Annotated in this window: 15 protein-coding genes; 13 read left to right on the top strand and 2 right to left on the bottom strand. The window is 65.4% G+C overall.

Going from position 1 to position 19,412, the window contains the following annotated elements:
• The first annotated feature begins 2 nt into the window (after positions 1 to 2).
• The 10 genes from LKE06_RS20300 to LKE06_RS20255 all read left to right on the top strand — a co-directional run bounded on the left by LKE06_RS20300 (position 3) and on the right by LKE06_RS20255 (position 11,583).
• A complete protein-coding gene (locus LKE06_RS20300) occupies positions 3 to 665 on the top strand; it encodes a cell division protein FtsQ/DivIB (protein ID WP_228000888.1) in 663 nt (220 codons plus the stop codon).
• 298 nt (positions 666 to 963) lie between these two features.
• The gene (gene ftsZ / locus LKE06_RS20295) at positions 964 to 2,202 is read left to right on the top strand and encodes a cell division protein FtsZ (RefSeq protein ID WP_228000887.1); all 1,239 of its coding nucleotides are present in this window, start codon (positions 964 to 966) and stop codon (positions 2,200 to 2,202) included.
• Between the two features lie 53 nt (positions 2,203 to 2,255).
• Positions 2,256 to 2,984 carry a peptidoglycan editing factor PgeF gene (gene pgeF / locus LKE06_RS20290; RefSeq protein ID WP_228000886.1) on the top strand — a complete coding sequence of 243 codons (729 nt, stop codon included), beginning with the start codon at positions 2,256 to 2,258 and terminating at the stop codon, positions 2,982 to 2,984.
• A gap of 76 nt (positions 2,985 to 3,060) precedes the next feature.
• Complete coding sequence (locus tag LKE06_RS20285; RefSeq protein WP_228000885.1) at positions 3,061 to 3,822, top strand: YggS family pyridoxal phosphate-dependent enzyme; 762 nt, start codon at positions 3,061 to 3,063, stop codon at positions 3,820 to 3,822.
• A 185-nt stretch (positions 3,823 to 4,007) separates the two neighbouring features.
• On the top strand, positions 4,008 to 4,799 hold the full coding sequence (locus LKE06_RS20280; RefSeq protein WP_228000884.1) for a cell division protein SepF: 792 nt from the start codon (positions 4,008 to 4,010) through the stop codon (positions 4,797 to 4,799).
• 89 nt (positions 4,800 to 4,888) lie between these two features.
• Entirely contained in the window at positions 4,889 to 5,191 is a 303-nt protein-coding gene (locus LKE06_RS20275) for a YggT family protein (protein WP_228000883.1), read from the top strand.
• A gap of 69 nt (positions 5,192 to 5,260) precedes the next feature.
• Positions 5,261 to 6,118 (top strand): DivIVA-like cell division protein Wag31, encoded by an 858-nt coding sequence (wag31, locus tag LKE06_RS20270; protein ID WP_228000882.1) that lies wholly within the window; start codon positions 5,261 to 5,263, stop codon positions 6,116 to 6,118.
• Positions 6,119 to 6,183: 65 nt separating this feature from the next.
• On the top strand, positions 6,184 to 6,384 hold the full coding sequence (locus LKE06_RS20265; RefSeq protein ID WP_228000881.1) for a hypothetical protein: 201 nt from the start codon (positions 6,184 to 6,186) through the stop codon (positions 6,382 to 6,384).
• A gap of 306 nt (positions 6,385 to 6,690) precedes the next feature.
• Positions 6,691 to 9,822 carry an isoleucine--tRNA ligase gene (ileS, locus tag LKE06_RS20260; protein WP_228000880.1) on the top strand — a complete coding sequence of 1,044 codons (3,132 nt, stop codon included), beginning with the start codon at positions 6,691 to 6,693 and terminating at the stop codon, positions 9,820 to 9,822.
• Positions 9,823 to 11,055: 1,233 nt separating this feature from the next.
• On the top strand, positions 11,056 to 11,583 hold the full coding sequence (locus LKE06_RS20255) for a C40 family peptidase (RefSeq protein ID WP_228000879.1): 528 nt from the start codon (positions 11,056 to 11,058) through the stop codon (positions 11,581 to 11,583).
• Between the two features lie 63 nt (positions 11,584 to 11,646).
• Here LKE06_RS20255 and LKE06_RS20250 read toward each other — a convergent pair whose 3' ends face one another.
• The gene (locus LKE06_RS20250) at positions 11,647 to 12,522 is read right to left on the bottom strand and encodes a UTP--glucose-1-phosphate uridylyltransferase (protein ID WP_228000878.1); all 876 of its coding nucleotides are present in this window, start codon (positions 12,520 to 12,522) and stop codon (positions 11,647 to 11,649) included.
• Between the two features lie 316 nt (positions 12,523 to 12,838).
• Between LKE06_RS20250 and LKE06_RS20245 the strand changes: the two genes are divergently transcribed.
• The 3 genes from LKE06_RS20245 (at position 12,839) to LKE06_RS20235 (ending at position 18,319) form a co-directional block, all read left to right on the top strand.
• The gene (locus LKE06_RS20245) at positions 12,839 to 14,263 is read left to right on the top strand and encodes a DNA polymerase IV (RefSeq protein WP_228000970.1); all 1,425 of its coding nucleotides are present in this window, start codon (positions 12,839 to 12,841) and stop codon (positions 14,261 to 14,263) included.
• A gap of 55 nt (positions 14,264 to 14,318) precedes the next feature.
• Complete coding sequence (locus LKE06_RS20240) at positions 14,319 to 14,861, top strand: WKL family lipoprotein (protein WP_228000877.1); 543 nt, start codon at positions 14,319 to 14,321, stop codon at positions 14,859 to 14,861.
• A 191-nt stretch (positions 14,862 to 15,052) separates the two neighbouring features.
• Entirely contained in the window at positions 15,053 to 18,319 is a 3,267-nt protein-coding gene (locus tag LKE06_RS20235) for an arabinosyltransferase domain-containing protein (protein ID WP_228000876.1), read from the top strand.
• A 151-nt stretch (positions 18,320 to 18,470) separates the two neighbouring features.
• Here the strand turns inward: LKE06_RS20235 and rarD are convergent, their stop codons facing one another.
• Positions 18,471 to 19,388 carry an EamA family transporter RarD gene (gene rarD / locus LKE06_RS20230; RefSeq protein WP_228000875.1) on the bottom strand — a complete coding sequence of 306 codons (918 nt, stop codon included), beginning with the start codon at positions 19,386 to 19,388 and terminating at the stop codon, positions 18,471 to 18,473.
• Positions 19,389 to 19,412: the final 24 nt, after the last annotated feature.

The raw sequence follows: 19,412 nt of genomic DNA, 5'->3' as shown, positions 1-19,412 counted from the left end.
CGATGCCGTGGCGACGGATCAGGATGTGGGGGCTGATCGGCGTGTGCCTGGTCGCCGTCCTCGGTGTGCTTGCCTGGTTTACCCCGGTGCTATCGGTGCGCACCGTCCGCATCGATGGGTTGGTCGAGGTTTCCGAGCAGCAGGTGCGCGACCAGGCGGCGATTCCCTTGGGTCGCCCTATGTTACGTATCGATACCGACTCCGTCGCGCGACGGGTGGCCGCTATCCCGAAGGTGCGCACGGTTCGCGTGCAGCGGGTGTATCCCTGGACCGTCAAGCTGACCGTGGTGGAGCGCACTCCGATCGTGTTCTACGACAGTCCGCAGGGCGCGCATTTGCTGGACGCGGACAGTGTCGAGTTCGCGATAGAGCCCGCGCCTGCCGGGGTGCCCAAACTGATTACCGGCCATCCGGATGGGAACGATCCGGTTACCAAGGCCGCGGTGTCAGTGCTCGCGGTGTTGCCGCAGGCGCTGAGCATTCAGGTGGGCGAGATTGCCGCGCGGTCGATTTCGGATATTTCCCTGAATCTGCGCGATGGGCGGACGGTAACGTGGGGTGGGGTGGACGACGCCGAGCGCAAGTCATCGGTGGTTTTGCCGCTACTGACCAGGGAGGGAACGGTCTTCGATGTTTCGAGTCCGAATCTCGTCACGGTAAAGTGAACGATACCCATTGTGCCCAGGGAATTTTCGGTGGTCTAGCGTCATCGAGACGTGGCGACGGCGGGCAACCGTTCACGATACGACGTGTCGCGCGGCGGGACGAGAAGGATCACACAAGATTCTCATCACTCGTCTCGGCGCGCCTGCGCGCGGATCGTGGCGGCGGCGAATAGCGTTCCGCAGCAGTCGGATACTTGACAGAACGCCAACCCTATGGTTGAGGTTTAGGGTTTGCTCCCGGCCGAGTGTCGAGATTTCCGAAAACGACAGGCTTTAGATCGAAGGAAGGCGAGAGCCCATGACGCCCCCGCACAACTACCTTGCCGTGATCAAGGTCGTCGGTATCGGCGGCGGCGGTGTGAATGCCGTCAACCGGATGATCGAACAGGGACTCAAGGGAGTCGAGTTCATCGCGGTCAACACTGACGCGCAAGCTCTGCTGATGAGTGACGCCGACGTCAAACTCGACGTCGGTCGCGAGCTCACTCGCGGACTCGGTGCCGGTGCCGACCCGGAGGTCGGCCGCAAGGCGGCCGAGGATCACAAGGACGAGATCGAAGAGGTGCTCAAGGGCGCCGACATGGTCTTCGTCACCGCGGGCGAGGGTGGCGGCACCGGAACCGGTGGCGCACCCGTCGTCGCCAGTATCGCTCGCAAGCTCGGCGCGCTGACCATCGGCGTTGTCACCCGGCCGTTTTCGTTCGAGGGCAAGCGGCGTGGCAATCAGGCCGAGGTGGGTATCAACCAGCTTCGCGAGTCCTGCGACACGCTGATCGTCATTCCGAACGACCGGTTGCTTCAACTCGGCGACGCCGCGGTGAGCCTGATGGACGCGTTCCGTTCCGCGGACGAAGTGCTCCTCAACGGTGTCCAGGGCATTACCGATCTGATCACCACGCCGGGCCTGATCAACGTCGACTTCGCCGATGTCAAGAGCGTGATGTCCGGCGCGGGCAGCGCGCTGATGGGTATCGGCTCGGCGCGCGGTGAGGGGCGTTCGGTGAAAGCCGCAGAGTCGGCGATCAATTCGCCGCTGCTCGAGGCATCCATGGATGGCGCGCACGGCGTGCTGCTGTCGATCGCGGGCGGTTCGGACCTCGGCCTATTCGAGATCAACGAGGCGGCGTCGCTCGTACAGGAGGCCGCGCATATCGAGGCGAACATCATCTTCGGCACGGTGATCGACGATTCACTCGGCGATGAGGTGCGCGTCACGGTGATCGCGGCCGGGTTCGACGGCGGTGGCCCGGCGCGGCGCACGTTCGAAACGGCCCGGGGCACCATCGGTTCGGCCCGCGCGGGTGAGATCGGCCAGCGCAGCGCCAGTGAGATCGCGGCGTCGTCGCGCACCGAAACCGCAGCTCCCGCAACCCAACCCGCGTCGACTCGCGGTGCCGTGCCCAGTTACCGCGACAGTGAGCGGGCCCGTACCCTCGCCGAGCCGACGGTCACGCACAACCCGCGCACCCATATCGAACCGCCCGACTCGGGCGATGACGATGACGACGTCGACGTGCCATCGTTCATGCGTAGGTAAATTCGGTCGTTCCGGTTTCGGGGCGGTCGGGCATCCGCCATTAGGCTGGTGCCATGACGACTGCGCCGACGCTGACTGTTCGACGGGTGACCACGACCAGGGCGGGGGGATTCTCGGCGCCGCCCTACGACTCGTTCAATCTCGGGGATCACGTGGGGGACGACCCGGCTACGGTGCGGCGTAACCGCGATCGGCTGGCCGAGGGGATCGGCTTGACGCCCGATCGCATGGTGTGGATGGAACAGATCCACGGTAGAAATGTCGAAATCGTCGACGGACCGAGGGCCGAGCCGGTGCCCGCTACCGATGCGCTGGTGACGACCGAGCCCGGTCTCGCGCTGGTGGTTTTGACCGCCGACTGCGTCCCGATACTGCTGTCCGACGATGAGGCCGGCGTGATCGCGGCCGTGCACGCCGGGCGGATCGGGGCGCGCATCGGCATTGTGCCGCGGGTGCTGGATGCGATGATCTCCCTCGGCGCGTGTCCGGAACGCATCGGGGCCTTCCTCGGCCCGGCGGCGTCCGGACGCCAATACGAGGTGCCCGCCGCGATGCGCACCGATGTCGAGGCGCACCTGCCCGGCAGCGCGACCACCACCGTGCGCGGCACCCCGGCGTTGGACCTTCGCGCCGGAATCCGCAGGCAGCTCACCGAAGCCGGTGTCGCCGCGGTCGCCGTCGATCCGCGCTGCACCATCGAGGATCGCACTCTGTTCAGCCACCGCCGTGGTGCACCGACCGGCAGACTGGCCAGCGTGATCTGGATCCAGGCGGGTGCATGAGCGAGCGTAGCGAGCGAACGTTGGGCGCAGCCGACCATTTGGTCGTGCCGGAGCCGATCGTTAGCGAGGTGGAGGCATGAGCGGCCACATCGAATCGGAAACCGTTGCGGCAGAGGCGGTCGACGGCCGCACCGCCGAGCTGGCGGCGAATCTGGCCGAGCTGAACAAGCGAATCGGCGCTGCCTGTCATAGCGCGGGGCGTGATCCGGCGTCGGTACGACTGTTGCCTGTGACGAAGTTCTTTCCGGCCTCGGATATCGCCATCCTGCACCGGCTGGGTTGCCAGGAATTCGGCGAGTCGAGAGAGCAGGAGGCCACCGCGAAGGTCGCCGACCTGAGCGAGCTGTCAAATGTGCGCTGGCACATGATCGGCCGGCTGCAGCGCAACAAGGCACGAATCGTCGCCCGCTGGGCCCATGCCGTGCATTCGGTGGACAGCGAACGATTGGCAATGGCTCTTGACGGCGCGTCGCGCGCCGCGCTGGACGCGGGGGAGCGGATCGACCCGGTGCGGGTGCTGGTCCAGATCAGCCTGGACGAGGATCCTGGCCGTGGCGGGGTCGCGCCGGAAGAGCTTGCGGCGCTGGCCGATCGGGTAGCCGCCGCGCCGGGACTGCGGCTTGCTGGGCTGATGGCGATTCCGCCGCTCGGCGTCAACCCCGCCGTGGCTTTCGCCCGCTTCGCGGGCCTACACGCTCGTTTGCTCGCCGACCACCCTGGCGCGCTAGAACTTTCCGCCGGAATGTCCGGAGATCTGGAATCGGCAATCGAACACGGTTCCACCTGTGTGCGTGTCGGTACCGCCTTGATGGGCGCTCGACCGATAACCTCGGCGTAGCAAAGAAACCTCATCAGTCACATTTGAAACATATGCTTGGGACAGAAGAGGGCTGAGCAAGACTTCAACACCCGGGCCGCCACCGGGGCCGAAGGAAGGTCGACCAGAATGAGCGAGCGCAGCGAGCGAGTCAGCAACGCAGCCAACGTGGTCATGCCGAAGCCGAGCGACAGCGAGGAGCGGTCATGAGCACGCTGCACAAGTTCAAGGCGTACTTCGGCATGGTTCCGCTCGAGGATTACGAAGACGACTACGTCGCCGAACATGCTCCCCGGAGTGTGGACGAGCGAGCTCCTCGTCGGTCGCGGCCCCGAGATTACCCCGAGCGCGCCGGATATGGTGCCGACCGCTATTCCGACGACCGGTATGGAACCGATCGTTTCGAAGACGAATCCGATTACCCAGAACCGGCCTACAAGTCGCCGTACAAGGCTGGTTACCCCGTGACGCGCCGCGATGACTACGCCGACGAAAGCTATGGCGAGGACCGCTACGAGGCACCGCGTCGCCCCACCCGGATCGAGGCCGCGCCGACTGCGGGCCGATTCCGTGCGGGTGGCAGCGCGCCGATGATGCGGGGTGCCACCAGGGGTGCGCTCGCCGTCGATCCCGACGCCGAAGAGCGGCGGCTGGAGGAGCGCGTGCGCCCCGAGCCCGCCCCTGCGCGGCGGCCAGGGATCTTCGAGGACGGAGGTCCCTTGTCCAAGATCACCACGTTGCGCCCGCGCGACTACAGCGAGGCCCGCATCATCGGTGAGCGTTTCCGTGAGGGAAACCCGGTGATCATGGATCTGGTTGATCTCAGCAATGCCGATGCCAAGCGGCTGGTCGACTTCGCCGCAGGCCTGGCCTTCGCGCTGCGTGGCTCATTTGACAAGGTCGCTACCAAAGTGTTCCTGCTCTCACCGGCCGACGTGGACGTATCTGCCGAGGAGCGGCGCAGGATCGCCGAAACCGGCTTCTACAACCAGAAATAGCAGTGTGATTCGGGGGGACTTACAGACAGAATGCGCATGGGGCGGTGTGGTCATTTTGCGCGACGCGAATTTTCGGGCAGAGTGACGTCGTGGCCTTGTTCGCGGTGCTGTACTTCGTACTGTTCATCTTCTGGCTGTTGCTGATCAGTCGGGTGATCGTCGAGTTCATCCGTAGCTTTGCTCGCGACTGGCGCCCGAGCGGCTTCGTCGTAGTCATCCTCGAGGTGATCTTCACGATCACAGACCCTCCGGTGAAACTCCTGAGGCGGTTGATACCACCGGTGTCACTGGGAGGAATTCGACTCGACCTGTCGATTATGGTCCTGCTATTCATCGTCTTCATACTGATGTCGATCGTGGGCAGGCTCGGGCAACCGGTAGCTCCGGTGTGACAGAATGAACCGAGAAGATAGCTTGCTAGATCTGCTAGATCTCCAAAAGACGCGTGAAGGGATCCTTCCATGCCGCTGACCCCAGCCGATGTGCACAACGTCGCGTTCAGCAAACCGCCGATCGGGAAGCGCGGCTACAACGAGGACGAAGTAGATGCATTCCTGGATCTCGTGGAGCAGGAGCTCTCGCGGCTGATCGAGGAGAACGCCGACCTACGCCAGCGGGTCGCCGAGCTGGACACCGAGCTGGCCGATGCCAAGAAGAACCGCGGTCCGGTCGGCCCGAATACGGTAAAAGCGCCGGTCCAGAAGGCGCCGCCGCCGGAACCGATCAAGCCGCCGGTGCAGCAGGCGCCGCCGCCCGCTCCGATGCCGGTGGCCGCGCCCATCGCGAAGGAAGCCCCTAGCGCCGATGCGAATCTGCAGGCCGCCAAGGTGCTGAGCCTGGCGCAGGAAATGGCGGATCGGCTTACCAGCGACGCCAAGGGTGAGGCGGAAAGCCTGCTGTCGAACGCGCGGGCAAATTCCGAGCGACTCGTCGGAGATGCGCGTACTCGCTCCGAATCAATGATTGCCGACGCCCGTCAGAAGTCGGACGCGATGCTGTCGGACGCGCAGACCCGGTCGGACAACCAGTTGCGGCAGGCGAAGGAAAAAGCCGACGCACTGCAGGCCGACGCCGAGCGCAAGCACACCGAGATCATGGCGACCATCACCCAGCAGCGCAGTGTGCTGGAGAGCCGGATCGAGCAGCTCAAGACCTTCGAGCGGGAATACCGTGTACGGCTGAAGTCGTACCTGGAGTCGCAGCTCGAGGAGCTGGAGAATCGTGGCTCCGCTGTCCCGGTCGACGGCGGCGAGGCTTTCGCCGATGTCAATACGGCCAATAACCTCGCACCGGCGTCGTTTGCCAAGGGCAGCAAGTAGTCTCGTTCTCAGGCCGACGCAGTAGCCTTTGAAGTCCCGCCGCCTGGCATGCCTAGGGGGTCACCATGCTCGTCTTGACACTTGTCCTTGCCGCGATCGGCTTTGCCCTGCTAATGGCCGCACTGACCACCGGATCGGTGGTGTGGGCGTGGGGGTGCATCGTGGTGTGTGTGCTCGGTGCCATCGGGCTGCTGGTGAGTGCGCTGTCCATGCGGAGTCCGGACATCGATTCCGCGCCCCCGCCGGGGCGACACGCCAAACGCTGAGGATCGGGCCACCCAAAGTGGTTTGACCACAATGGTTAGAATCAAACATATTAGCGGTGTAGATCCGGCCATCACCGGGGAGCCTTCGGAAGAACAGTGGTCCGAGCGAACACTCGGCACGCTCAGTAGAACCGAACGGGTGAGCCCGTCACAGCTCGCAACGAGAGGTCTGGTGGTTGCGCATACCGCGCGGCTGTCGGACAAGCGGGGTGGTACCGCGGTATCGGCGCAACCGGCGCCGTCATCGTCCCCGTGCTGACATATTCGCGCTTGACCGGCGCGGCGGCACGAGGAGACGTATCCGCGATGGCGGACGATACTTCCAACAGCGCATACCCACGCGTCGACCTCGGCGCGGGCGGGGGCACATCCTTCCCTGAGCTGGAGCAACGGGTGCTCGCGGCCTGGTCGGCCGACGACACCTTCCGGGCCAGTATCGAAAACCGTTCGGGTAGTGAGGAGTTCGTCGTCTATGACGGCCCTCCCTTTGCCAATGGTCTGCCACATTACGGACATTTGCTCACCGGCTATGTGAAGGATCTGGTTCCGCGTTTCCAAACGATGCGCGGTAAGCGGGTCGATCGGCGTTTCGGTTGGGACTGTCACGGATTGCCCGCGGAAATCGAGGTGGAAAAGCAGCTCGGTATCACGGACAAATCACAGATCGACGCGATGGGGTTGGCCGAATTCAACGCAGCCTGTAAATCTTCGGTACTGCGTTACACGGGAGAATGGCGTGATTACGTGACGCGTCAGGCTCGTTGGGTCGACTTCGAAAACGACTACAAGACACTCGATCTCGACTTCATGGAGTCAGTGATGTGGGCGTTCAAGTCGTTGCACGAGAAAGGCCTGATCTATCAGGGCTTCCGAGTGCTGCCCTACAGCTGGTATGAGCAGACACCACTGTCGAATCAGGAAACTCGCCTCGACGACGCCTACAAGATGCGTCAGGACCCGGCCGTCACCGTGGACATGGTGTTGCGGGTGCCCGCCGAGCATCCGTTCCATGAGCTCGACGGTGCCAACGTGCTGATCTGGACCACCACGCCGTGGACCCTCCCGTCCAACCTCGCGATCGCGGTGCATCCCGACGTGCGGTATGTGCATCTGCGCGCCGCCGATGGCAAGCGGTATGTGCTTGCGGCCGAACGTGTCTCGCACTACAGCCGCGAGTTCGGCGAGGAGCCGGAAGTGCTGGCCGAGTACGACGGCGCCGCGCTGGCCGATCTGGCCTACCAGCCGCCGTTCGACTTCTTCGTCGGTCACCCGCGGGCGCACCGGGTGCTCACCGCCGACTACGTCACCACCGATTCCGGCACCGGAATCGTCCATCTCGCCCCCGCTTTCGGTGAGGAGGACATGGATGTCGCCACTGCCAACGGCATCGAGATCGTGCATCCGCTGGATGCTGGTGGCAAGTTCACCTCGATGGTGCCGCCGTATGAGGGCCTGATGGTGTTCGACGCCAACCCGGTGATCATCAAGGACCTCAAGGCCGCGGGAAAGCTGTTGCGGCACGAGACGATCGAGCACTCCTACCCGCACAGCTGGCGCTCCGGGCAGCCGCTGATCTACATGGCGGTGCCGTCTTGGTTCGTCGCGGTCACCAAGTTCCGCGACCGGATGGTGGAGCTGAACAAGCAGATCAGCTGGGTGCCCGAGCATATGAAGGACGGGCAGTTCGGTAAGTGGCTGGAGGGGGCGCGCGACTGGAACATCAGCCGAAACCGCTACTGGGGCAGCCCGATCCCGGTCTGGATGTCCGACGACCCGGCGTACCCGCGCGTCGACGTGTACGGCTCGCTCGATCAGCTCGAGAACGACTTCGGCGTGCGCCCGACAGACCTGCATCGGCCGACAATCGATGAGCTGACCCGGCCGAATCCCGATGATCCGACGGGCAAATCGATCATGCGCAGGGTGCCGGAGGTGCTCGACTGCTGGTTCGAGTCGGGCTCGATGCCGTATGCGCAGGTGCACTACCCGTTCGAGAACAACGAATGGTTCGACAGCCACTTCCCCGGCGACTTCATCGTCGAATACAACGGGCAGACCAAAGGCTGGTTCTACAACCTGCACGTACTGTCGACCGCGTTGTTCGACAGCCCCGCTTTCAAAAACGTTGTCGCCCACGGCATCGTGCTCGGTGACGACGGGCTCAAAATGAGCAAGTCCAAGGGCAACTACCCCGATGTGAACGAGGTGTTCGACCGCGACGGCTCCGATGCCATGCGCTGGTTCCTGATGAGCTCGCCGATCTTGCGCGGCGGCAACCTCATCGTCACCGAACGTGGTATCCGTGAGGGCGTGGGCCATGCGCTGCGGCCGTTGTGGAATGCGTGGACGTTCTTGCAGCTCTACGCATCCCAGCCGGGCACGTGGCGCACCGACTCGACGAATGTCCTCGATCGCTACATCCTGGCCAAGCTGGCCGGGACACGGGATGTGATGACCGAGGCACTGGAGGTTTACGACATCGCCGGTGCGTGTGATGAGTTGCGTTCGTTCGCCGACGCCTTGACGAATTGGTATGTGCGCCGGTCGCGTTCGCGCTTCTGGAGCGAGGAGCGCGATGCCGTCGACACCCTGCACACCGTGCTCGAGGTGGTGACCAGGCTGTCCGCACCACTGCTGCCGCTGATCTCCGAGGTGATCTGGCGTGGCCTTACTGGTGGACGATCGGTGCATCTGACGGATTGGCCGAGCGAGGGTGAGCTGCCGCACGATCCGGAGCTGGTGTCGGCGATGGACGAGGTACGCGTCGTCTGCTCGACGGTGCTGAGCCTGCGCAAGGCGCAGAACCTGCGTGTGCGGCTGCCGCTGGCCGAGGCCACCATCGCCGCACCGGATGCCGAGCGGCTGCGACCGTACACGGACATCATCGCCGACGAGGTGAACGTCAAGGCGGTCGACCTGACCACCGATGTCGCGGTGCACGGTCGATTCGAGCTCGCCGTCAACGCTCGTGCGGCGGGTCCGCGCCTCGGCAAGGACGTGCAGACCGTGATCAAGGCGGTCAAGGCGGGGGAATGGACCGAAGACCCCGAGGGAGTGGTCACCGCGGCCGGGATCAAGCTGTTGCCGGAGGAATACACGCAGCGTCTGGTCGCGGCCGAACCCGAATCCACCGCCGCACTGCCCGGCAATGCCGGTCTGGTGGTGCTGGATTCGGTGGTGACCGAGGAACTCGAGGCCGAAGGCTGGGCCCGCGACCTGATCCGCGACCTCCAGGAGACCCGCAAGTCCGCCGGACTGGACGTATCCGACCGCATCACGGTGGTCCTAGAGGTCCCCGAGGAGCGGGCCGCCTGGGCTCAAACCCACCGCGACCTGATCGCAGGCGAAATCCTAGCCACCGAACTGACCTTCGGCGCCCCCGGTGCGGACGCCGTCGAAATCGTAGGCGGCGCAAGGGTTTACATCGCAAAGGTCTGACCAGATCGCCCAGCCCCCGGGTGGGCGCGTCCCCACGCGCCCACCCGCCGCAATCCAGGTTTCGAGTGAAGCGAGACCGTGTCCTAAAGTGCACGGCCGCTACCCAAACCGCCGCACTCGACTGGATAGTCAAGCCTCGGGTGCCGCACGTGCCCCCGAAGGTGCCTCGAGCACCACGGCAACAGTTTCCGGTGGGCTGCCGGTACTCGAAGCTCGCGGCCGCCCAAACCACAGCACATAACTGGGTACAGAGCGTGGGGTGCCGCACCAACTCTCCGACGCACCCACTCGCCCCGACACCGGCTTCCGGCCGAAGCGAGACCCGAGCATCAAAGCCCGCGGACCGCACCCGAACACAGCCCTGGCTCACCGAACCCCAGGCGCCGCACCCACCCCACTTACCCGCCCACTAGGCACGACAACAGCTTTCGAGCTGCGTATAGAAGTAGTCGGTGCCGCCCGAGCCCACTTGCGTGCCCACTGGGCACAACAACAGTTTTCGAGCGCAGCGAGATCGAGTCTCTCGGCTGCCGAAGCACGAGACCTATCTGTATACAGAAACGGTCGGTGCCGCACGAGCCCACTGGGCGCGACAAGAGGTTTCGAGCGTATCGAGACCGAGCCTCTCGCTGTCAAACCACGGCACCTATCTGTATACAGAAACGGTCGGTGCCGCACGAGCCCACATGCGCACCCACTAGGCGCGACAACAGGTTTCGAGCGTAGCGAGATCGAGCACTAGAGTTCGCGGCCGGCTCGCGTCCGAGGGGCAAATACGATGCGACGCAGGAGCAAGTATTTGTCCCTCGGACGCGAGCCATAGGGGGCCGCGAACACGCCGCGCCAGCGGCCAAAAACGCAGCAAACCTAACTGGACTACCCAAACCCCGAGTCCCACCTACGCACCCCCGGGTACGACGACAGCTTCAGACCGCCGCGAGCTCACAGTCCCCACCCCCGCCAGCCATCAAACACAACCCTGTGATCAAGATCACATGCTATAGATTTGCTGGACCACTGCCGCGATCTCAAAAACCCGTGCAGAATCAGCAAATGTTACTGCTGTTGCTGAGTAATACTCCTGATGCGGCAGTGACTGTTCGTGTGGATTGTCCTGCGTGAAACGTGTTGTGCCGGTTGCTGATCGGCACGCGCACTGTGCTTAGCGGCTCCGCTCCTCCAATGACGAGGCCGGTGCCGCTTGTTAGCCGGGTCAACGGAAGGGACGAGCACGTGTCGAGAAAACCACTGCGCCGGATAGCCGTAGGGTTTCTGGTATCCACCCTGTTAACACTCGTGCTGGCGGGGCCCGTCTGGGCCGATACCGGCAGCGCGGGATCGGGTTCGGCGTCTGGTTCGGCATCCGGATCCGGATCCGGCAGCTCGAGCGGTTCGGCCGCGCTGCCGCTACCCAGCTCGGCCGGACTCGGCGCTCTCGCCGCGGCGGTGACGCAAATCGGAAAGCCCTATGAGTGGGGTGCTACCGGCCCGTTCACCTGGGACTGCTCGGCGTTGGTGCAGTGGGCGTTTCGCCAGGTCGGGGTCAATCTGCCGCGCACCACGTGGCAACAGGCCAAGGTGGGCGCGGCGGTTCCATTCGGCGCGCTCTCGCCGGGGGACGTGGTGGTGCTCAACAGCGATGGCTCGCATGTCGGCATCTACGCCGGTTTCGGGCAGATCTTGAACGCCTACGACTGGGGTGTGCCGGTCGGCTTCACCCCGCTCGACGAGTTCGATATCTTCGCCATTCGCCGCTTCTGACCGCGCCCGGCGGCATCATCTCGCCGGATATGTTCGCCGAGAGATGATTCGACCGCCGCATGCTCAATCCACGAGCTGGCGCAGCAGCGGGCCGTACTCGGGATGTGCCAGCGCGGAGGCGAACTGGGCGACCAGATAGTCGGCAGGGTTGCCGGTGTCGTACCAACGGCCCTGGATGACTTGGCCGAAAACGGGGTAGTCGGCGGCGTGCACATTGATCGCGTCGGTGAGGTACACCTCGCCGGTGCGGTGTTGGTACCAGCGTTCGGTCTGCTCGCGCAGTTCGGCGATGATGCCCGGCGTGACGACGTAGCCGCCGATGGCCGCGAAGTTGGAGGGTGCGTCCTCGGGTTTGGGTTTCTCGCGCAGCCCGTTGATACGCATCAGGCCGTTGCCATTGTCCTCGGCGACGACGGGTACGCCGTAGCGCTGCGATTCGGACGGGTCCATCGGCATCAACGCCAGCACGGGGGCGCCGGTCGTCCCGTAGGCGTCGATGAGCTGCTGGGCGCGGGGGACCTCGGCGACGAACACGTCATCGGGCCACAGCACCAGCATCGGCTCGTCACCGAGGGTGCGGGCCGCGTTGAGGACCGGGGTGCCGTTGCCGTAGGGGCCGTGTTGGTCGAGATAGGTGATGTGGCCGAGGCGCGATAGTTCACCCACCTCCTCCACGGCGTCGGCGTGGGCGGACTTGCCGTCCGCGCGAAGCTGGGCGACGAGCGCGGGATTGGGCCGGAAATGGTCCTGGATTAACGACTTTCCGCCACTGACGACGATGGTGATGTCGGTGATTCCGGACGCGACCAGTTCGCGCACCGTGTGCTCGATGACCGGCTTGTCGCCGACCGGCAGCATCTCCTTGGGGATCGCCTTGGTCAGCGGAAGGAGCCGGGAGCCGATTCCGGCGGCCGGGATGACGGCCTTGCGGATCTTCATGTACCGATCATCACACACCGATGTGGTCGAAAAGTCCGATCTCTTCGGTTCGGTGGTCACCGAAACCCGTACCGTAACCGTCGGCGGCGTGCGGAATCATGCCAGGTCACGGCGGGGCGGCGGGTTTCAAACGTGGTGTCGGCACGATGGCGGCTCGCGATGCGCACGCATACGAGATCGACAGCAACCCGACCGTGACCGCACAGCTACGCGGCGCGCGGACCTGTCGGTAGGGCGGCGTAGATTTCGCGGCGTGAGCACCGACGACACCACCCGTACCGTGCGCGGCGGTCGGGGCCCAGCGGCGGGCGTCGCGATGAGCGCCGGCGGTGATTCGGCGCGGCGATGGGTGCTGCATATCGATATGGATGCCTTCTTCGCCTCGGTCGAGCAGCTGACCCGCCCGACCCTGCGTGGTCGCCCGGTGCTGGTCGGCGGGACCGGCGGGCGTGGCGTGGTGGCGGGGGCCAGTTACGAGGCGCGCGTATTCGGGGCGCGCTCGGCGATGCCGATGCATCAGGCGCGCAGGCTGGTCGGGGTGACCGCGGTGGTGGTGCCGCCACGCGGCGCCGTGTACAGCGTGGTGAGCGGTCAGGTGTTCGACGCGCTGCGCAGCCGGATTCCGGTACTGGAGACGTTGTCGTTCGATGAGGCGTTCGGTGAGCCGGTAGAACTGTCCGGTGCGAATGTGGCGCGGGTGCGCGAATTCTGCGCAGAACTGCGGGCCGTGGTGCGCGAACGTACCGGATTGGTGGCCTCGGTCGGCGCGGGTACTGGAAAGCAGCTGGCGAAGATTGCCTCCGGCCTGGCCAAACCCGATGGTATCCGGGTGATCTCACCAGCCGAGCAGCACCAGCTGCTATCTGGGCTGCCGGTGCGCAAACTGTGGGGGATCGGGCCGGTGGCCGAGAGTCGATTGCGGTCACTCGGTATAGAGACCGTCGGGGCGTTCGCCGCGTTGCCGGAATCGGAGGCGGCCTCGATCCTCGGCGGTAGCGTCGGCGCCGCTCTACACCGGCTGGCCCGCGGTATCGACGACCGCCCGGTCGCCGAACGTGCCGAGGCCAAACAGATCAGCGCCGAAACTACCTACGAGAGCGATATCGTCACTCTCGCGCAGCTGCGTCCCGCGATCGAAGCGATGACGGTGTCCGCCCATCGCAGGCTCGGCAAGGACGGGCGCGCGGCACGTACCGTGGTGCTGAAGCTCAAGAAGTCCGATATGAGCATCGTGACCAGGTCGTTCACCCTGCCGTACGCGACAGCTGATCTGGCCACCCTGACCACCGCCGCGCAGCGCTCGGCGATCGACCCGGCCGAACTCGGACCGATCCGATTGGTTGGGGTGAGCTTCGGTGGGCTCTCAACCGTCCGGCAGGAATCGCTGTTCCCCGAGCTCGATCAATCGCCGATCGAAGAGAACCGGGAAGCGGCGAAGTGGGATACGGCCGTGCCGAAGGCTGTGGTCGCGGCGCCCCTGGTAGGCATGGTCTCGGGCGCCGGGCAGGCAGTGACCGCCGCGACCGGACCGGCTGACTCGCCGGTGCGGTCACCGCACCAGTGGCATCCAGGAACGGATGTGACACACCCCGAATTCGGGCACGGCTGGGTGCAGGGCGCTGGACTCGGTGTGGTCACTGTCCGGTTCGAGACCAGTTCGACAGGGCCGGGCCCGGCGCGTACTTTCGCTGCCGACGACATCAGTTTGTCCCGGGCTGACTCGCTCGGCAGTCTCGGGTGACCGGTAGCCTGAGTTCCTCGTGCAGCGTCGCCGGTTCGGTTGGAGGCTGCCGGGAATGACCCGTACCTACTCGAACGTAAAGGACGAGCAGTTGAAGCTTCGTAAGACTGGACGCATCGCGATCGCCGGTTTGGCCATCGCCGCCACCCTGAGCATGACCGCCTGCGGTAGCGACGACAAGAGCGACACCGCCAAGCCGGCCCGCACTTCGACCAGCGCCAAGGCGTCGGCGTCCGCGAACGCGGACCTGCCGCCGGTCCCGAGCGTGGAGGCGCTGAACTCGCAGCTGCAGAAGGCACTCGATCCGTCGATCCCGAACGAAGAGAAGCTCGACATGGTCCAGGGCGCCGAGGCTGATCCGGGCCTGCCCAACCGCCTCGCGGACGCGGCCAAGGGCGCCAACGTCGAGGTCGCCGTTACCGACGTGACCTCCTTCGGTGACAGCGTCAACGCCAAGGCGAACTTCACCATCAACGGCCAGACCAATGTCGTCGACGTCCCCTTCGTCGCCGAAAGCGGCAAATGGAAGGTCCAGAAGACCTGGGCATGCACGATGCTGTCGAACCTCGGTCAGCAGTCGGTCGCCTGCACCGCCTAGCACTACGTGGCGTAGGCCGGCCCCTCAGCTGGTCCGGGGCCGGCCACCTCTAATCGGCCATCCGCTTTCTCATAATCCCGAATCGCACCCGTGAGCTCGGGATTTCGTTGTGCAGATAGCAGCGATGAGCACGATAGATGCCGTACCCCAACAAGTTTCGTAGCCGAACTATTCCGCTACTATCGGGCACCGTGGCTGACACGATGGTGCGGGCGGGACAACCGTCTGTCGGGGATTTCGAACCCGGGACGGCGCAACCGCGCAGACGTTGGGGATGGGCGGGGCCGGTCGCGTTGATCGCGGGCCTACTCGCCGTGCTGTTCGCGGTGGCGGTACCGTTGCTGCCGGTGCGAGTGGACGCGGCCACACTGTCGTGGCCTCAGGCCGGCTCCGCGCGAAGCATCGAGGCGCCGCTGATCTCCTACGCGCCCGTGACATTCGACGCCACCTTGCCGTGCTCGGCCATCAACCAGCTCAGCACCAAGGGTGGCGTACTCGCCGCGACCGGGCCCGCGGATGCTCCCGATCTGGAGCGCTATGGGTTCGTTGCGCGGGTACAGGCGCCCGGTGCCGACACCCCCGCTCGCCTGGACGTGGTGCTGAGAAACCAGGCGCTGCTCAGCGTTCCGGTCGACCAGTTGGTTCCCGGCTGTGAACTCACCGTGCACGCCGACAACACCCGTGCGAGCGCCACCCTCGTCGGCTTCGAGACACCGGGCGCGCCCACCGAGCTCATCGGCGACTATCGGCCCCAAATGGTCGGCATCTACAGCGATCTTGCCACTGCTGACGGCGCGCGGGTCACCGCGGCACTCGACACCCGATTCTCCTCGTCGCCCACGCCGATCAAGCGGGCCGCGATTTGGCTTGCGGTGTTGTGCACGATCGTTTCGCTCATCGCGCTGTATCGGCTCGACAGGCTGGACGGGCGGCGGGTGCGCCGCTTCCTGCCGCAGCGTTGGTGGACGTTCTCGCTGCTCGACGGCGTGGTGCTCGGCACGATGGTGCTGTGGTATTTCATCGGCTCGACGACCTCCGATGACGGCTACCAGTTCGGCATGGCCCGCGCGTCCGGCGTCGCGGGCTACATGGCCAACTATTTCGCGTACTTCGGCGTGCCCGAAAACCCCGTCGGCACACCGTATTACGACCTGATCCGCATCATGACGGAGATCAGTACCGCCAGCCCATGGGTGCGGTTGCCGGCGCTGTTCTGCGGTGTGCTGATGTGGCTGCTACTCAGTCGCGAGGTGGCGCCACGACTCGGAGTGGCCGTGCGGCACAACAGGATTGCGATGTGGACCGGCGGCCTCGGGTTCTTGGCGATCTGGCTGGCCTACGACAACGGGCTGCGGCCGGAACCGCCGGTGGCGCTTGGGCTGTTGCTGACCTGGTGCTTGGTCGAGCGGTCCATCGCGACACGGCGGCTGCTGCCCGCCGGGCTGGCGATTCTGGTGGCAGCCTTCAGTTGCACGGCAGGTCCGTCCGGCGTTATCTGTATCGCCGCGTTGCTGGCGGGATTGCGTCCGGTCGCGCGGATCATTTCCGCGCGCGTCGGCGATCGCGGGTCGGCGCGTGAGCGCGTTATCGGCTACCTGACGCTGCTGGCGCCGCTGCTCGCCGCCGGCGCCGTGGCGCTGGCGATCATGTTCGCCGATCAGCCGCTCGCGGCGATGTTCGAGATGCAGCGTGTGCATCACATCGTCGGGCCCGATGTCCAATGGTTCGACGACTATCTGCGCTACCAGTACCTGTTCCAAGGCGAGACCGACGGCTCGGTCGGCCGCCGGATCGGCGTGTTCGCGATGCTGGCCGGGCTTATGGTGTGTGTGCTGGTGCTGCTGCGCAGAGGCGGTCGCATCCCGGCGCTTTCGACGGGACCGACCCGGCGCATCCTCGGGGTTACGGTCGGTTCACTGTTGCTGATCATGATCACCCCGACCAAATGGACCCATCACTTCGGTGTTTACGCCGGGGTGGCCGGTGCCGTCGCGATGATCACCGCCGTGGCCGTCGGCCCCCGGGTGCTGCGGGCACCGCGCAATCGGGCGCTGTTCGCCGCCGTGGTCGCGTTTCTGCTCGCGCTGGTGTTCTCCGGTCCCAACAAATGGTGGTATGTCTCGTCGTGGGGCATCCCGTGGTGGGACAAGCCGCCGGTGGTGGCCGGGCTGGGGTTCAACAAGTTGTTTCTCGCCGCGACCGTCGTGCTGCTGATCGTGGCCGCGTGGTGGCATGTGCACGCTCCGGAACCCGGTACACCGCACCGGGTTTCGCGGATCGCGTGGCGGGTGTCGGTGCTGCCGCCGTTGACGATCGCGCTGGCGCTGCTGGTGGTCTGGGATGTGGGCTCCTTCGCCAAGGCGGCGGTGACACAGGGGCAATCGTTCTCGTTGGCTCGTTCGAATATCGAGGCCGTGACGGGTGAGACATCCGGTCTGGCCGGTCACGTGCTGGTCGAAACGGATCCGAACGCGGGGATGCTGCGACCATTGACCGGAGACGCGGTCAGCACCTTGTCGGGTACCGGAACCGGATTCACCGGTGCGGGTGTGGCGGCCGACCTGCGCCCCGACGACGAAGGTAGCCCATCCGGCAGTATCGCCGACGCGCTGACCAGCAAGTCGGCATCGGAGAACACTGCGGGAACCGCTTCTGCCACACTGCCTTTCGGTCTCGACCCGGCAACCACGCCGGTACTCGGCAGCTATCGTTCCGGTGACGCGGGGCCCGCCGACCTGACCACCGGCTGGTATCGGCTTCCCGAATCCGGTGATCGCAACAGCATCATCGCGTTGAGCGCGGCGGGCCGGATCAGGTCGGTCGATGCCGACGGTATCGTCACGCCCGGACAGACTCTCGAAATCGAGTACGGTGCTTCCGATTCCACGACCACCGCGCAGCCGATGGGCCGGGTGACGCCGATCGATATCGGCCCCGCGCCGTCGTGGCGCAATCTGCGGGTGCCGTTCGCCGACATCCCGGCCGGCGCCGACGTGATCCGGATTGTCGCCATCGACCGCGACCGCAACCCGAAGCAGTGGCTAGCGCTCACACCGCCGCGAGTGCCGCAGACCAAGACGCTGAACGAGGTCGTCGGTTCACACACGCCGGTGTTGACGGACTGGATGGTCGGGTTGCAGTTCCCGAACCAGCGTCCCTACGACCATCACAATGGCATCGCGGAGATCCCCGCGTATCGCATCATGCCCGACCGGCCCGGCGCCGAGATCACCAGCCTGTGGCAGAGCCACGACGGTGGCGGTCCGCTCGGCTGGACCGGCATGCTGCTGCGCGGCCGGACACTCGCCACCTACCTGGACCACGACTGGCGCCGGGACTGGGGCGAACTCCAGCAGTTCACCCGGATCGATACCACCGCCGACCCGGCGAAACCCACCATCACCGAGGTCGACCGCTCAGGTCTGTGGAGTCCGGGACCGATCCTCACGAATTACTGAGCGGGTCATCCGAATCCGTTGTCGGGTAGGTGCATCGGTTGCCAACGCGTCACCTGCCGCAGCGCCGAGCAGTACCACGTTGCCCGCTCGAGCTGTGGTCGTCGGGCTGTGCGTTCTCGTTCGATGGTTGATTGCCGGCCGGGACACGGATTTATGGCTCGGGTTTCCCGGCGGGGGTTTCCGGCACCTCGATCGGTACGGGGGCGGTCGGCCCGGCACGCCGGGTGCGTAGGAGCGCGTGCGTGGTGAAGATGGCCAGTGCCGCCCAGATCAGGGCGAAGCCGGCCCAGCGGGATGTCGGCATGGGTTCGTGGGTGACAGCGACTCCCCAGGCCATCTGGAGGGCCGGGGTCAGGTACTGCAGCAGGCCCATGGTCGAGAGCGGAACACGTTGCGCGGCAACGGCGAACAACAGCAGCGGGATCAGGGTGACCGGACCGGTGGACATCAGCAGTGCGGCGTGTCCCGCGCTGGAACCGAATTCGCTGTGACCGGTCAGCGCGAGCACGAGCAAGAACGCGAGAGCGAACGGTGCGGCCACGATTCCCTCGGCGGCGATACCGCGCAGTGCGTCGAGCGAGATGACCTTCTTCACCAGCCCGTAGGTGGCGAACGAACAGGCCAGCACCAACGCGATCACTGGTGGTCTGCCGTAGTCGACGGTGAGCACCCCGACCGCGAGTGCGCCGAGCCCGAGGGCGAGCCACTGCGCCTTGGCCAGTCGCTCCCGGAACGCCACCACGCCGACCGCGATGGTCACCAGTGGATTGATGAAATAGCCGAGCGCGCACTCCACCACATGGCCGGTGGCGACACCGAAGACGTACACGCCCCAATTCAGCGACAGCGCCGCTGACGCCACCGCCGCCAGCCGCCAGGTCTTCGCATCGATCGTGCGCATCTCTCGCAGCCGCCCGGCTAGCATCAGCACCACGAGCACCACGGCCAATGTCCACAGGATCCGCTGCGCAACCACCTCCGCCGGGTCCGCGAACTTCAGCAAACCGAAGAACGCCGCGAATGAACCCCATATGAGATACGCGGATGCACCAAAGGCAACACCCGGCATCGACCTGCTTCGCCGCACTCACCG

It is taken from the genome of Nocardia australiensis, assembly GCF_020733705.1.
GTDB classification, from domain to species: Bacteria; Actinomycetota; Actinomycetes; order Mycobacteriales; family Mycobacteriaceae; genus Nocardia; species Nocardia australiensis.
This window is presented reverse-complemented; position numbering and strand designations above follow the sequence as displayed.

Bases quoted from the DNA above. Each gene is read 5' to 3' on its own strand.
- LKE06_RS20300 (WP_228000888.1), top strand. From the start codon at position 3: ATGCCGTGGCGACGGATCAGGATGTGGGGGCTGATCGGCGTGTGCCTG.
- ftsZ (WP_228000887.1), top strand. From the start codon at position 964: ATGACGCCCCCGCACAACTACCTTGCCGTGATCAAGGTCGTCGGTATC.
- pgeF (WP_228000886.1), top strand. From the start codon at position 2,256: ATGACGACTGCGCCGACGCTGACTGTTCGACGGGTGACCACGACCAGG.
- LKE06_RS20285 (WP_228000885.1), top strand. From the start codon at position 3,061: ATGAGCGGCCACATCGAATCGGAAACCGTTGCGGCAGAGGCGGTCGAC.
- LKE06_RS20280 (WP_228000884.1), top strand. From the start codon at position 4,008: ATGAGCACGCTGCACAAGTTCAAGGCGTACTTCGGCATGGTTCCGCTC.
- wag31 (WP_228000882.1), top strand. From the start codon at position 5,261: ATGCCGCTGACCCCAGCCGATGTGCACAACGTCGCGTTCAGCAAACCG.
- LKE06_RS20265 (WP_228000881.1), top strand. From the start codon at position 6,184: ATGCTCGTCTTGACACTTGTCCTTGCCGCGATCGGCTTTGCCCTGCTA.
- ileS (WP_228000880.1), top strand. From the start codon at position 6,691: ATGGCGGACGATACTTCCAACAGCGCATACCCACGCGTCGACCTCGGC.
- LKE06_RS20250 (WP_228000878.1), bottom strand. From the start codon at position 12,522: ATGAAGATCCGCAAGGCCGTCATCCCGGCCGCCGGAATCGGCTCCCGG.
- LKE06_RS20245 (WP_228000970.1), top strand. From the start codon at position 12,839: ATGAGCGCCGGCGGTGATTCGGCGCGGCGATGGGTGCTGCATATCGAT.
- LKE06_RS20240 (WP_228000877.1), top strand. From the start codon at position 14,319: ATGACCCGTACCTACTCGAACGTAAAGGACGAGCAGTTGAAGCTTCGT.
- rarD (WP_228000875.1), bottom strand. From the start codon at position 19,388: ATGCCGGGTGTTGCCTTTGGTGCATCCGCGTATCTCATATGGGGTTCA.